The organism is Pedobacter sp. GW460-11-11-14-TSB4 (assembly GCF_059423705.1).
The window spans coordinates 182,675-195,532 of record NZ_JBWKYI010000007.1 but is presented as its reverse complement, the minus strand read 5'-3'; the positions used below and the strand labels follow the sequence as shown (position 1 = coordinate 195,532).

General features: G+C 38.2%; 14 protein-coding genes. 8 read left to right on the top strand and 6 right to left on the bottom strand.

Annotation, left to right across the window (positions count from 1 at the left end):
- Window positions 1-176 precede the first annotated feature (176 nt).
- The 3 genes from AC07YT_RS09705 to AC07YT_RS09695 all read right to left on the bottom strand — a co-directional run bounded on the left by AC07YT_RS09705 (window position 177) and on the right by AC07YT_RS09695 (window position 3,201).
- Window positions 177-1,727: an Rne/Rng family ribonuclease gene (locus tag AC07YT_RS09705; RefSeq protein ID WP_086548723.1), complete on the bottom strand. Its 1,551-nt coding sequence runs from the start codon at window positions 1,725-1,727 to the stop codon at window positions 177-179.
- 281 nt (window positions 1,728-2,008) lie between these two features.
- Window positions 2,009-2,887: a tetratricopeptide repeat protein gene (locus tag AC07YT_RS09700; RefSeq protein WP_086548724.1), complete on the bottom strand. Its 879-nt coding sequence runs from the start codon at window positions 2,885-2,887 to the stop codon at window positions 2,009-2,011.
- A gap of 11 nt (window positions 2,888-2,898) precedes the next feature.
- Window positions 2,899-3,201 carry an HU family DNA-binding protein gene (locus AC07YT_RS09695; RefSeq protein ID WP_025143406.1) on the bottom strand — a complete coding sequence of 101 codons (303 nt, stop codon included), beginning with the start codon at window positions 3,199-3,201 and terminating at the stop codon, window positions 2,899-2,901.
- A 170-nt stretch (window positions 3,202-3,371) separates the two neighbouring features.
- Here AC07YT_RS09695 and mutY point away from each other — a divergent pair, with 170 nt between their 5' ends.
- Entirely contained in the window at window positions 3,372-4,436 is a 1,065-nt protein-coding gene (gene mutY, locus AC07YT_RS09690) for an A/G-specific adenine glycosylase (RefSeq protein ID WP_086548725.1), read from the top strand.
- 52 nt (window positions 4,437-4,488) lie between these two features.
- Window positions 4,489-4,926, top strand: coding sequence for a single-stranded DNA-binding protein (locus AC07YT_RS09685; protein WP_029274486.1), 438 nt, complete (start codon window positions 4,489-4,491; stop codon window positions 4,924-4,926).
- Between the two features lie 145 nt (window positions 4,927-5,071).
- Here AC07YT_RS09685 and AC07YT_RS09680 read toward each other — a convergent pair whose 3' ends face one another.
- Both AC07YT_RS09680 and AC07YT_RS09675 read right to left on the bottom strand, forming a co-directional pair.
- Window positions 5,072-6,511 (bottom strand): DUF4270 family protein, encoded by a 1,440-nt coding sequence (locus AC07YT_RS09680; RefSeq protein ID WP_086548726.1) that lies wholly within the window; start codon window positions 6,509-6,511, stop codon window positions 5,072-5,074.
- Between the two features lie 21 nt (window positions 6,512-6,532).
- Entirely contained in the window at window positions 6,533-7,357 is an 825-nt protein-coding gene (locus tag AC07YT_RS09675) for a glycogen/starch synthase (RefSeq protein WP_478357921.1), read from the bottom strand.
- A 149-nt stretch (window positions 7,358-7,506) separates the two neighbouring features.
- On the opposite strand from AC07YT_RS09675, the gene panC reads away from it, so the two are divergent.
- From panC to AC07YT_RS09655, 4 genes are all read left to right on the top strand, one after another.
- Window positions 7,507-8,352 carry a pantoate--beta-alanine ligase gene (panC, locus tag AC07YT_RS09670; protein ID WP_086548728.1) on the top strand — a complete coding sequence of 282 codons (846 nt, stop codon included), beginning with the start codon at window positions 7,507-7,509 and terminating at the stop codon, window positions 8,350-8,352.
- 125 nt (window positions 8,353-8,477) lie between these two features.
- Window positions 8,478-8,828: an aspartate 1-decarboxylase gene (gene panD, locus AC07YT_RS09665; RefSeq protein ID WP_029274491.1), complete on the top strand. Its 351-nt coding sequence runs from the start codon at window positions 8,478-8,480 to the stop codon at window positions 8,826-8,828.
- Between the two features lie 4 nt (window positions 8,829-8,832).
- A complete protein-coding gene (locus AC07YT_RS09660; RefSeq protein ID WP_086548729.1) occupies window positions 8,833-9,813 on the top strand; it encodes a lysylphosphatidylglycerol synthase transmembrane domain-containing protein in 981 nt (326 codons plus the stop codon).
- Window positions 9,814-10,262: 449 nt separating this feature from the next.
- Complete coding sequence (locus tag AC07YT_RS09655) at window positions 10,263-11,402, top strand: acyl-CoA dehydrogenase (RefSeq protein WP_086548730.1); 1,140 nt, start codon at window positions 10,263-10,265, stop codon at window positions 11,400-11,402.
- A gap of 75 nt (window positions 11,403-11,477) precedes the next feature.
- Here the strand turns inward: AC07YT_RS09655 and AC07YT_RS09650 are convergent, their stop codons facing one another.
- Entirely contained in the window at window positions 11,478-11,822 is a 345-nt protein-coding gene (locus tag AC07YT_RS09650) for a phage holin family protein (RefSeq protein WP_086548731.1), read from the bottom strand.
- An 18-nt stretch (window positions 11,823-11,840) separates the two neighbouring features.
- Between AC07YT_RS09650 and AC07YT_RS09645 the strand changes: the two genes are divergently transcribed.
- Both AC07YT_RS09645 and rimP read left to right on the top strand, forming a co-directional pair.
- Window positions 11,841-12,272: a hypothetical protein gene (locus tag AC07YT_RS09645; RefSeq protein ID WP_086548732.1), complete on the top strand. Its 432-nt coding sequence runs from the start codon at window positions 11,841-11,843 to the stop codon at window positions 12,270-12,272.
- Window positions 12,273-12,393: 121 nt separating this feature from the next.
- A complete protein-coding gene (gene rimP, locus AC07YT_RS09640; protein WP_086548733.1) occupies window positions 12,394-12,858 on the top strand; it encodes a ribosome assembly cofactor RimP in 465 nt (154 codons plus the stop codon).

Genomic DNA, 12,858 nt, shown 5'->3' with positions numbered 1-12,858 from the left:
TTGGAAAGCAGGTTTCTCTGTTTATCGGTTCCGGAAGCCCTGCCATTCGCTTTATCCCGATGGAAAATCGGGATGCCCGCTGCTGTCAGGTTTAAATTACTTAGGTTAATCTCCTTTTTTCTAAAACAAAAAAGCCCGGATTTTAAAAATCCAGGCTTTCTGTAATGTGTTTTGAGTTATAATTTAATCTCTTCATCTTTTGCGGAGATGAAGTGAAACTCAGTTAAGTAATATGATGATTGTGCCTTAACTTTAATCCATTGGCCATATTTAAAGAACCAGCGGCGTTGAAGGTTGAAAATGCCTTTTGTAATATAAGCTTCGATGTATGGGTGTACGCAAAGTGTTACACCTTTTTCATTCTGCTCTCTTAAAATATAATTAAGGTTGTTCTCAATATCATCCATTAAAACGATACTCGCTTTAATTTCTCCGGTCCCATCGCAGGCCGGACATTTTTCTACCGTAACAATATTCATTTCCGGACGAACACGTTGTCTGGTAATTTGTACCAAACCAAATTTGCTTGGAGGCAAAATAGTGTGTTTGGCTCTATCCAATAACATCAGCTCACGCAAATAATCGAATAGCATTTTACGGTTTGTTGGTTTGTGCATATCGATAAAATCGATTACCACAATACCGCCCATATCGCGCAGGCGCAATTGACGGGCAATTTCTTTAGCCGCCTCTTTGTTTACCTGTAAAGCATTTTCCTCCTGGTTTTCTTTACTGGCAGTACGGTTTCCACTATTCACGTCTATGACGTGGAGTGCTTCAGTGTGCTCTACTACAAGGTAAGCACCACCTGGTAAGTTTACTGTTTTTCCAAAAGCATTTTTAATCTGCTTTTCTACACCGAAATGATCGAAGATAGGTTCTTTCTGTTTGTACAGTTTAACGATCTTTTCCATTTCAGGAGAAATATCGTGAACATAAGAACGAATATCATCGTACAGCTCTGGTGTACTTACGTAAACGTTTGTAAAATCAGGGTTCAGAATATCACGGATTAACGTTGATGATCTGTCCATTTCTCCCCAAACTCTTTTTGAAGGTTCGGTAGATGGCATTTTTTTAATGAAGTTTTCCCATTTAGCAATTAAATCTAAAAGATCTTTTTGCATTTCGGCAACCCCTCTGCCTTCAGAAACGGTTCTGATAATAACCCCAAAATTTTGAGGTTTAATACTTTCAATAATCTTTTTTAAACGATTACGTTCGGTATTACTTTTAATTTTTTTTGATACAGATATGGTATTGGAGAATGGCACCAGTACCACATACCTGCCGGCAATCGAAATGTCGGAACTTAAACGCGGACCTTTTGTAGAAATTGGCTCTTTGGCAATTTGTACAGGGAGGAGCATGTTTTTACTGAGCACATCAGAAATTTTGCCTGCCTTATTAATATCGGCTTCTAGCTTTAAATTATCTAATAATGTGCCTGTAACCGAGCCATTACGCTTGATCTTCGTTAGCTTAATTAAAGATTGCACCTGAGGGCCCAAATCAAAGTAATGCAAAAAAGCATCTTTTTCATAACCAACATCCACGAAAGCAGCATTCAGGCCGGGCATAATTTTTTTAATGCGGCCTAAATAAATATCGCCTACAGCGTAGTTATTATTGATTTGTTCTTTGTGAAGCTCAACAAGTTGTTTGTCTTCAATCAACGCTATGGTAACTCCGGCAGGAGTCGAATTGATAATTAATTCTTTTACCAACAGCTACAGATTTAAGGCTTTCGCCTATTAACAAATGGATAGTAAATAAAAACAGTGATGTAGCCAAAAAGATATACAATAAAAAAAATCATATAAATTGTTTAAACCTCATAGTGTTTACTATGAGGTTTAACTGGCTTTATCAAAATAAGAAACTATTTTTTCTTATGTCTGTTTTTTCTTAAACGTTTTTTACGTTTGTGGGTAGCCATTTTATGTCTCTTTCTTTTTTTACCGCTTGGCATAGTTTTAAGTTTTAAATGTTTTTATTAATCTGTTAATTAATTTTTATTCTTTAGTTCAGCCACCTTCTTATCAATGAATGAAGATAAGGTTGGGTTAGCCGCTAATTTTTTGCTTGATAGGTAAGCATTTACTGCTTCTTTATTTCTGCCTAAATTTTCTAAAGCTGTTCCTAAATAAAAATAGGCTTCAGGGGTTGGAGCAGTGGCAATTACGGTGTTAAAACGAGGAATTGCTTTGTCAAACTGACCTGATTTTATCGAGAACAATCCTAAATTCATATTTGCCTTTACATTTTTAGGTTCTTTAGCCACAACTTCTAACAACATGGCAATACCTTGCATTGGTGCGCCTAAGCCGTTTACTATGGTTACACCTAAGCCTGTTTTAGCTTCAATGTTTGTAGAGTCTTTCTCTAGTGCATTTTTGTAAGATGCATTGGCTTTCTGCAATAAAACAGGCTGCGCTATGCTATCTTGTGTGCTTTCAAAAGCTTTTATAAACTGATTACCTGCAGCTAACCACGATTTTGATGACGGTTCGCCTTGGGCTACAACTTCTAAATACAGTGCAGATGGAGTAATTTGTTCAACATCATCCCATTTCTGGGCCAGTTGTTTAGCAAGTTCAATCTTTTCTGCGCCATTTGCGCCTTTGTAGCTATTTTCTAAAGCTGTAATGTCTGTAGCCAAATTTTTATTGATCACATTTTTTGCAGCAGTAGACGAAGTTTCGAGGTTTAGTACCGATGTTGTTGATGGAGAAGCTGCTCCGGCCATTTGGCCACTTGAAGGCATTTTTCCATTTTCTTCCGTTGGTTTAACCAAACCCTTAATGTCTCTTGTAAATAAGAATGCAACAAGCAATACAATCGCTCCAATAACAATGGTTTGTTTAGATCTGATGTTGCTATTCATATATTAAAGACTTAGGCTTCTACGTTAATTTTTTTTGAATTACTTTTCACTTTATCAACAAATACTTTTGCTGGTTTAAAGCTAGGAACGAAGTGTTCAGGGATAATTATTGCAGTGTTTTTTGAGATATTTCTCGCAGTTTTTTGCGCTCTCTTTTTAACAACAAAGCTTCCGAAGCCTCTAACGTATACATTTTCACCGCCAATCATGCTGGTTTTGATAACCTTGAAAAATGCCTCAACTGTTTCCTGTACATCAACCTTCTCAATTCCGGTTTTTGTTGATATTTCTGAAATAATATCTGCCTTAGTCATATTTTATTATTTATTATATTATTATGTTTTAATATTACTACTGTTTTGGGGTTGCAAAAGTATTGCTTTTTAATGAGATAGGGAAATAAAAGATGATTTTTTTATTGCCAGACTTATCAGGCAATTGCAAGTTTTTTTTTAATCGGATAAATAGACCGTAATTTGCACCAATGACTTTTCAAAATGAACTCATCAATTGGTACCTAATAAACAAGAGAGATTTGCCCTGGAGGCATACCCGGGATGCCTATACCATCTGGTTATCAGAGGTTATTTTACAACAAACACGGGTAGAACAGGGGCTTCCATACTTTAACAGGTTTTTAGAAAATTTCCCCACAGTAGCCGATTTTGCCAGTGCTACCGAAGCTAAAGTTTTAAAGCTTTGGCAAGGTCTGGGTTATTACTCAAGGGGGAGGAATATGCATGCCACTGCTCAAATTGTGGTGAAAGATTACCATGGAATCTTCCCAAATCTGCATGATGAGCTTATAAAATTGAAAGGAATTGGTGAATATACCGCTGCTGCCATCTCCTCATTTTCGTCGGGTGAAGCACGGGCTGTGGTTGATGGAAACGTCTTTCGGGTACTCTCCAGGTTCTATGGTTTAGCTACCCCAATTAATAGCCCGGCCGGCAAAAAAGAGTTTTATGCGCTTGCAAATGATTTGCTGTACAAAGAAGACCCGGCCTTATATAATCAGGCGATTATGGAATTTGGGGCCATGCAGTGCAAGCCAAAATCGCCCAATTGTGGTATTTGTCCGCTTAACCAGAACTGTTATGCATTTAACCAGGGTCAGGTAAATGTGCTTCCGGTTAAAATCCGTAAAGCCGAACAAAAACATCGCTATATCAATTATTTTGTTTGTTTTGAAGGTGAAAAAGTATTAATCAGGGAACGGCAGGCAGGAGACATATGGCAGCATTTATATGATTTTCCTGGTATGGAAACAAAGGAAGCCTACGAATGGAGCGATCCATTATTCGTCGGTCAGGTAAAATCTGCATTCGGAGATGAGGCCAGTTTTACTTTTATAAGCGCCAAAAAACACATATTAACTCACCAAATAATCCATGTGCAATTTTTTGCATTAAAAAATTATATATTTAACTTTAGTAAACAAAAGGAACTTAATTGGGTTTCTTTAAGTAAATTAGATGAGTTACCGCAACCAAAAGTAATCCATGATTTTGTTCAGGAATATTTTTATAAGAACATATGGAGTAACTAACCATCTTATTCGGTGCGCATTTAGAAAACGAAACAACTAACCAAAAATATTTATGTCTGGGATTAACAAAGTTATTTTAGTAGGCCACTTAGGCAAAGACCCTGAAGTGCGACATTTAGACGGTGGCGTAACAGTAGCCAGTTTTCCATTAGCTACATCGGAAACATACAACAAAGACGGTAAGAGAGTAGAGCAAACGGAGTGGCACAATATTGTGTTATGGCGTGGCCTGGCCGAAGTAGCTTCGAAATACCTGCAGAAAGGCAAACTGGTTTATATAGAGGGTAAGCTAAGAACAAGATCCTTTGAAGATAAAGAAAAGGTTAAAAAATATGTAACAGAAATTGTGGCCGAAAACTTTACGATGTTAGGCAGAAAAAGTGATTTTGAGCAAAGCCCGACTACACCAACGCATCAAAGCTCTGAAGCAAAAATTGAAGATGAATTTACCATTGGTCCATCAGATGAAAATGGAGACCTTCCGTTTTAATTAGGCGTTTAAATACATAAAATAAGCTACCTGATGAGGGGTAGCTTTTTTTATGCCCTTTTATTTCATGAAGCTAAAATCATGAGGCAAAAAAAACTCCTGCCAGCAAGACTGGCAGGAGTTTTTTGTGATCGCACTAAAACCGTTAATTAATTTTAGTGTAGTAAATATTTAACTTGATCTTACTTGCAGTTGCATTGCTGGCACCAATAATCGATCTTTCAGCAGAAGTGGCGCTAGGTGCTTTCTGAAAATCGGTATAAGATGTAGGGGCCAGGAATGTGCCATAATCTTCCACGTCTTTATCAATTAAGCTTTGCACATAACTGGTTACAATAAAGATGTAGCGTTTCTTTAACGAATCAAAATAACCGCCAAAAAGTGATGCACCACCAGAAGCGCTGCTTGAAAACGTTGCATAATCAGGTATATCAGCAGCTTGCTGTGCAATATCCCAGCGGTATAAAGAAAGTCGTTGAGCAGCATTAAAAGGATATGCTGGCGCACTTTCGCCAAGCTCAACCACTAATTCTGCCTTGTTGATAATTGCTTTTCCATAAGTGCTTGTAAAGCTTGTCAATTGTGGGAAAGTGAGTTTGGTTTTTACACCAGCCAAGCCTTGTAAATACGTTACATTATATTGTGGCGCTGGATCTATTGGAACTGCAACATCAATTTGTTTTTGCACTTCTGTGCCTGTGTAATCGTGTTTAATGTTTGCCGCTACTCCTGAAATTAAAGTTGCACTTCCGCTGGAGTTTGAAACTAACCTGCCTACAGGGAAATTTACACTTGTTGTATCTATCCCGTTTGATGAGTTCGTTTTTTTCCAAACCAACTGCAGGTAAGAGTCAGTTCCCGAAAAGTTAAGGAATGCAATCCCGCCAACACCTGTAGAAGATGTTTTATTGATCTGTGCATATAAACCTTTAAACGATTCTATAAACTTCGCATCTGTGGCTGTTCCTGTGGTACCTAAGTTTAATATGGCGTTTTGTATAAATGCCTTGTTTAAAGGGATTCTGATTTGCGCAGGTACCGTTTTTAAAGTATCGGCTTTACCAGTAACAATATCAAATACCTTTCTTTTGGTATTTGGTGCTAGTTTACCTGTAAAGTTACCTAAGAGTGTATTGTTGATGGCCTGTACATCAGAACTTTTATAAGTTGTAACCTTATTGGCTAACTGATAAACATCAATACTGTATTTAGAATTGGTGGTATCGCCGTAAAATTTGGTTAATGTAGAGGTTGTATCAATTTTTAATACCAAAACTGCAGAGTCTAATACCGGAGAAGTACCGAAATCGTAACTCGTACTCACCGGGTAAACCGTTAAGGCTAAAGCAGCTTCCGTTTTTCCAAAAGTAGGGTCTACCATATATCCCAATGGATAACGGTTTAATCCGTAGGTATTGGCGGCGTCTTCTTTTACAAGTTGAGACTTCACCTGAGATACCACCAGCGTTCCGGTAATGGCTGTAGCTGGATCAACATCTAAACCCACACCATCAGGGTTTTTGCATGATGCAAAAAGAAAAAGACCTATCAACAGGGTTAATAAGTCTTGTTTTGTAAATTTCATATTTAAAATAATAATACCTAATTAAGCAAGTGAAACCAATTCGTCATTCGAAATTTCTTCATAAAAAGTATAGAAGTTTTCAAAATTCTCGGTTAAGTTAAAAGCTAATGTTGGCTTATTGGAATCTTTAACAAATTTTAACACATCTTTATTTAGGTTTTCATCTGCTAAAACAACTGCGTCTGAGTGTGTTATGGCACCAATGTGCATGCTGTCGCAATCAGAAGGCAAGAATGCTTTCGTATCATCTTCAGTCATATTGGCCATCACTGCTTTCTTAGAAAAATTAGGATTTAATTTCTCTGTAAAGCCATCCTCATAAACAGAATATACTACTTTCGAATTTTTAAAAGTAGGATCGTTTTTATAAGTCGTTTTAATGTAAGCAGGTACTAGTGCACTCATCCAGCCATGACAGTGAACGATATCTGGTGCCCAGCCTAATTTTTTAACCGTTTCCAATGCGCCTTTACAGAAGAAAACTGTACGTTCGTCATTGTCGTCGAAGAATTTTCCGCTCGCATCTCTAAATACTTGTTTGCGTTGGAAATATTCTTCATTGTCTAAGAAATAAACTTGCATGCGCGCAGCTGGGATGGAGGCTACTTTAATGATTAAAGGATTATCGTTGTCATCGATAATGATGTTCATTCCTGATAAGCGGATTACTTCGTGTAAACGATTTCTTCTTTCGTTGATGTTACCAAATTTAGGCATCAAGATGCGGATTTCGAATCCTTTTTCTTGCATGGCTTGTGGTAATTGGCGCGTGATTTCAGAAATTTTAGTAAGCTCGAGGAAAGGCGACATCTCGTGTGTAACAATCAGCAGCTTCGTTTTTGCCATCTCCATATTCTAAGAAAATATTAAGTTAAATAAAAGATAATGAGCTGCAAAGGTAAGCATAATAATACTATTTATCAATATAGCAAGCATTTGTTTGGTTTCGTTTAGATTAATTTACACCTTTACGGCTTTAATTTAGTTTGTCCAAATTGGAAATATTTAAAACCAAAGCAGCACTTAAGGCTTTTTTAAAACCCTTAAAAGCATCAGGTAAAAAAATAGCACTTGTGCCTACTATGGGTGCCTTGCACAATGGCCATATATCGTTGATAAAACTGGCACAGCAAAATGCCGATATCATTATCTGTAGCATTTTCGTAAATCCAACACAGTTTACTGATCCTAAAGATTTAGAGAAATACCCGCGCCCAATCGAACACGATTTGGCCATGTTGGCCGATGCCGGTTGTAACGGGGTGTTTATGCCTAATGTAGAGGAGATGTATCCTGCAGGGGCCGACGAAGCCTGGCACATTGATTTGGGTAATGCCGAATTCCTATTGGAAGGCGAATTTAGAAAAGGCCATTATCAGGGCGTAACGCAGATTGTAAAAAAACTGTTTGATGCCGTTGAGCCCGATGTGGCCATGTTCGGACAGAAAGATTTCCAGCAGGTATTAATGATTAAGAATATGCTGGCTTATTTTAAGCTGCCCATCACCATTATTACCTGTCCGATTATCCGCGAAGATGATGGTTTAGCCATGAGTAGCCGGAATATCCATTTATCAGCCGATGACCGCACACATTCGCTCGTGCTGAGTAAATCGCTGCAATTCGTTACCGATCATTTTAATGAATATTCACTTGCAGAACTGGTAGATAAGGCAAAAGCCTTCTATCAGGATATTGATGGTGTAGAACTCGATTATTTTACAATTGCCAACGGGAATACACTCGAGCCTGCCAAATCAACAGACGAAAATAACTTAGTTGCCCTGGTTGCTGCGAAAGTAGGATCGACCAGGCTAATTGATAATATGATTATAAAATAAGGTAAAATGGGAGCGGTAAGATGGATGAGGTAGTTATGATCCTTTTTCCATCATCCATTTTCCATATTACATCACTCTTACATCTTCTGTTAGTGAAACTCCAAACTGATTACTAACTTTGCCGAATGGTTATCACAATATTAAAATCGAAAATACACCGTGTTAGGGTAACACAGGCCGAGTTAAACTACGTTGGCAGTATTACGATAGATGAAGATTTGATGGATGCAGCTAACATTATCGCTAATGAAAAGGTGCAGATTGTAAATAATAATAATGGTGCACGTTTCGAAACCTATGTAATTAAAGGCGAACGCGGTACCGGAACCATTTGTTTAAATGGTGCTACAGCCCGTTTGGCACAGCTTGGCGATATTCTGATCATTATGTCTTACGGCTCATTGCCGATAGAAGAAGCTAAAAAATATAACCCAATATTGGTTTTTCCTGACGATAACAATCATTTGCTAAAATAACCTTGTGATATTCGACCTCAAAACAGCGCTAAAGTATATCATCCTGTTTTTAATAGGAGTAGGGGTTTTATATTTAGCTTTTCGGGGTCAGGATTTAGAAAAGATTTGGCAGGAAATTAAAACAGCCAATTACTTTTGGGTGTTTATTTCTGCTGTTGCTGTTTTAATTGCCCATGTATTGAGGGCTTTGCGCTGGCAGATGCTCTATCAGTCTATCCATTACAAAGTAAGTTTCTGGAATGCCTACCACGCCGTCATGATCGGTTACTTGGCCAATCTTGCATTACCCCGTTTTGGTGAGATTGGCCGCTGTTCTGTTATTCATAAAGCAGAAAAGGTACCTATGTTTGCCTCCATTGGCACTGTAATTACCGAACGGCTTTTTGATGTACTGGTGCTTTTTCTCACCAGTGTAGCCATGGTGACCTTTCAATATGATATCGTTTCCGACTTTTTGTACAATGTCATTTATCTTAACCTCGTTAAAAAATTAGGTGCCATTAATTATTTATGGCTGCTTGGAATTGGCCTTGTTTTGCTTTCCCTTATTGTCGTCGCAATCTATTTTCTCCGTCAAAAATTCAGTAATAAATTCCTGCGGATTTTTGTAAACCTTCGTCAGGGCTTTGGCTCTTACAGTAAACTAAAGCAAAAAGGTTTGTTCTTAACCTATACCCTGGGTATTTGGCTATTCTACTCACTTTCCATGTATTTTGCTTTTTCTGCTATCCAAGCTACCGCGGGCTTACACTTTAATGCCGCATTTACAGCCATTGTTTTTTCTGGTTTTGCCATGGCAGCACCAGTTCAGGGCGGTATTGGTGTTTTCCATTGGATGGTTGCCCAATCCTTGGTATTATATGGCATATCTTTTAAAGATGGGTTGGCTTACTCAACCATTATCCATTCTTCGCAGGTTTTGTTGATTTTAGTTTTAGGGAGTTTGAGTTTGTTCCTGATCTTGACTAAGAAGGAAACAAAGTAATTCTTTACAGGGCTATCGAAACCGAATATGGCTGCTTTTGCTTTCCAAAAAAAAGCAAACAATTAAATAGTCGTTTCAGGAAAGCTGGTTAGTGGTTTTTAGGTCGATTCCTGTCCCGTCATTCGCTATAGTCCAGATGAAGGATCTGGAGCTGCCGCTACTGCCGGGTTTAGGTGGCTAAATGGTGTTACTATTCTTGGTTAAATAAACCTGACCGACAGCGTTATCCAGATTCTTCATCTGGATTAAGCCAAGGGCAGGGCTATCGGAACCGAAGTTTTACTGCTTCTGCTTTTCAAATAATAAACCAGATCGATTTTATAGCAGTGACAAACCATGCCTATTACAGCTGACAACAAAATCAATTTAAAAATAAATTACTATGCAGCCATAGTAATTCGGATCATAAATGCTACATTTGATTTACTAACCTTTTATACATAAATGTTATGCATTTTGAATTAAGTGAAGAACAATTAATGATCCGGCAGGCTGCACGCGATTTTGCGCAGCAAGAACTAAAACCTGGCGTAATCGAAAGAGACGAACATCAGAAATTTCCGGCCGAGCAGGTAAAAAAACTGGGAGAACTTGGTTTTTTGGGGATGATGGTGAGCGAAAAATATAACGGGAGCGGACTCGATGCCATTTCATATGTGCTGGTTATGGAAGAGCTTTCTAAAATAGATGCCTCTGCATCAGTAGTGGTTTCGGTAAATAACTCATTGGTTTGCTACGGATTAGAAGCCTACGGCAGCGAAGCTCAAAAAGAAAAATATTTAAAGCCGTTGGCGGCTGGAGAAAAAATAGGGGCTTTTTGTTTATCAGAGCCCGAAGCCGGATCTGATGCTACCTCGCAACGCACCACTGCTGAGGATAAAGGTGATTATTATCTGTTAAATGGTACAAAAAACTGGATCACCAACGGAAGTACCGCATCAACTTATCTGGTTATTGCACAAACCCATCCTGAGTTAAGGCATAAAGGTATTAATGCTTTTATTGTAGAAAAGGGAATGGAAGGTTTTACGGTTGGACCAAAAGAAAATAAACTCGGTATCCGCGGATCTGATACCCATTCTTTAATGTTTAACGATGTTAAAGTGCCAAAAGAAAATAGGATTGGCGAAGATGGCTTCGGTTTTAAATTTGCCATGAAAACTTTAGAGGGTGGAAGGATCGGTATTGCGGCCCAGGCTTTAGGTATTGCACAGGGTGCTTTCGAGTTAGCCACACAGTATGCTAAAGAACGTAAATCATTCGGAAAACCAATTTCAGAACATCAGGCCATCGCTTTTAAACTGGCCGATATGGCTACACAGATTGAAGCCGCCAGGTTATTGGTTTATAAAGCGGCCTGGTTAAAAGATCAGGGTTTGCCTTATACACAAGCGGGTTCTATGGCCAAGCTGTATGCCTCGAAAGTGGCAATGGATGTAACCATCGAAGCGGTACAGGTACATGGTGGTTATGGTTTTGTGAAAGAATATCATGTAGAACGCTTAATGCGCGATGCGAAAATTACTCAGATTTACGAAGGTACATCTGAAATACAGAAGATGGTGATCTCAAGAGAAGTGATAAGGTAATCGATTAGTCCAGAGTCGGTAGTCCTTAGTCTGATACGACTCAAGACTATAGACTCTGGACTCTGGACTCCAGACTTATTCTTTCTCCCCAGCTACAGCGCTAAATACCGCTTTAATCAGGGCTACAACAATTGCTAAAAATGCCGCAGAAATAAAGCCTGAAGTACTAAAAGAGGTCATCATGTTATCAACCAGTAAAATCATTAATACAGTAATGATAAATGATACCAATCCGAGCGTTAAGAAATTAATAGGGAATGTGAATAGCCTTAAAATAAACCCGATGGTTGCATTTGCCAGTGCAATGAGCACGGCGGCAATAATTGCGTTTCCATAACCATCAACGTTTACGCCCGGAACTAGTTTTGCGCCTATAAAAAACGCCAGTCCTGTTAAAAGGATTTCGATAATAAATCTCATAATTGTTTATTTTTGTAAATGTTTAAATGCTTTTTTAAATACCAGGCCGCAATTGTTATTGCCCTATTTGCACTTTCATGTTCGAATACAAACAACAGGCCAATAATTAAGTTTTCTGAGGATAGTTCATCAATAATAATTAAAAATATTGATGAGGCGAGTCTGTTACAGGTTAAAAACGCCTATCAGGCTAATGCAGATACACTTAATCTGGTTTCTGTTTTGATAAAACCAGGCGATCTGGACAGTATACAGGATGAGCTGGAAGTACCTGGTAAGGTTAAAGTACTTGGCGATTCGCTTGTATTTAATCCCGATCAGCCTTTTCTTAAGGGTAAAGAATACCTGGTTGAGAGTTACATCGGAATAAAATTTGCAACCGCAGGCGATCTGATTATGGGGAAGGGTAAGCAGAACTTAAAAGCGCAGCGACAAACACTTAAGCGGTAATAATCAGCATAATAATTAGCGCAGGTGTTTGATTTTTTCTAAAAAATTACTACATTTGCATCGTAATCGAAGAAAAGAGAAGGGGACAGTGTCCCCTTTTTCTATGAAATCAGGTTAAAATATGCAGGTAGAAAAGAGAGTTGCAGCCCTCGTTGAGGAAAAAATAGCAGATCGGCCAGAACTGTTTTTGGTTGAAGTAAAAATGTTGCCAAACAATAAATTAATTATTCATGTTGATGGCGACGAAGGCATTAGCATACAGGATTGTGTGGCCATAAGCAGGCATGTTGGTTTTCATCTCGAAGAAGAAAACGCAATAGAACAGGCTTATAATTTAGAAGTTTCTTCTCCGGGTGTTGGTGAGCCTTTAAAATTAATCCGTCAATACAATAAAAATATTGGCCGTACGGTAAGCGTTAAGCTGAAAGAAGGATTAAAAAAGGAAGGAAAACTGCTTGCAGTTACAGAAAATAACCTGCTGATTGAAGAATCGGTTAAAGAAAAAGGGAAAAAGGCAGTAGCAATTGAAACAGCTATTCCGTTTAATGATATATTAGAAACAAGTGTGTTAATTTCATTTAAGTAA

Bases quoted from the DNA above. Each gene is read 5' to 3' on its own strand.
- AC07YT_RS09700 (WP_086548724.1), bottom strand. From the start codon at position 2,887: ATGAATAGCAACATCAGATCTAAACAAACCATTGTTATTGGAGCGATT.
- AC07YT_RS09695 (WP_025143406.1), bottom strand. From the start codon at position 3,201: ATGACTAAGGCAGATATTATTTCAGAAATATCAACAAAAACCGGAATT.
- mutY (WP_086548725.1), top strand. From the start codon at position 3,372: ATGACTTTTCAAAATGAACTCATCAATTGGTACCTAATAAACAAGAGA.
- AC07YT_RS09685 (WP_029274486.1), top strand. From the start codon at position 4,489: ATGTCTGGGATTAACAAAGTTATTTTAGTAGGCCACTTAGGCAAAGAC.
- AC07YT_RS09680 (WP_086548726.1), bottom strand. From the start codon at position 6,511: ATGAAATTTACAAAACAAGACTTATTAACCCTGTTGATAGGTCTTTTT.
- AC07YT_RS09675 (WP_478357921.1), bottom strand. From the start codon at position 7,357: ATGGCAAAAACGAAGCTGCTGATTGTTACACACGAGATGTCGCCTTTC.
- panD (WP_029274491.1), top strand. From the start codon at position 8,478: ATGGTTATCACAATATTAAAATCGAAAATACACCGTGTTAGGGTAACA.
- AC07YT_RS09655 (WP_086548730.1), top strand. From the start codon at position 10,263: ATGCATTTTGAATTAAGTGAAGAACAATTAATGATCCGGCAGGCTGCA.
- AC07YT_RS09650 (WP_086548731.1), bottom strand. From the start codon at position 11,822: ATGAGATTTATTATCGAAATCCTTTTAACAGGACTGGCGTTTTTTATA.
- AC07YT_RS09645 (WP_086548732.1), top strand. From the start codon at position 11,841: ATGTTTAAATGCTTTTTTAAATACCAGGCCGCAATTGTTATTGCCCTA.
- rimP (WP_086548733.1), top strand. From the start codon at position 12,394: ATGCAGGTAGAAAAGAGAGTTGCAGCCCTCGTTGAGGAAAAAATAGCA.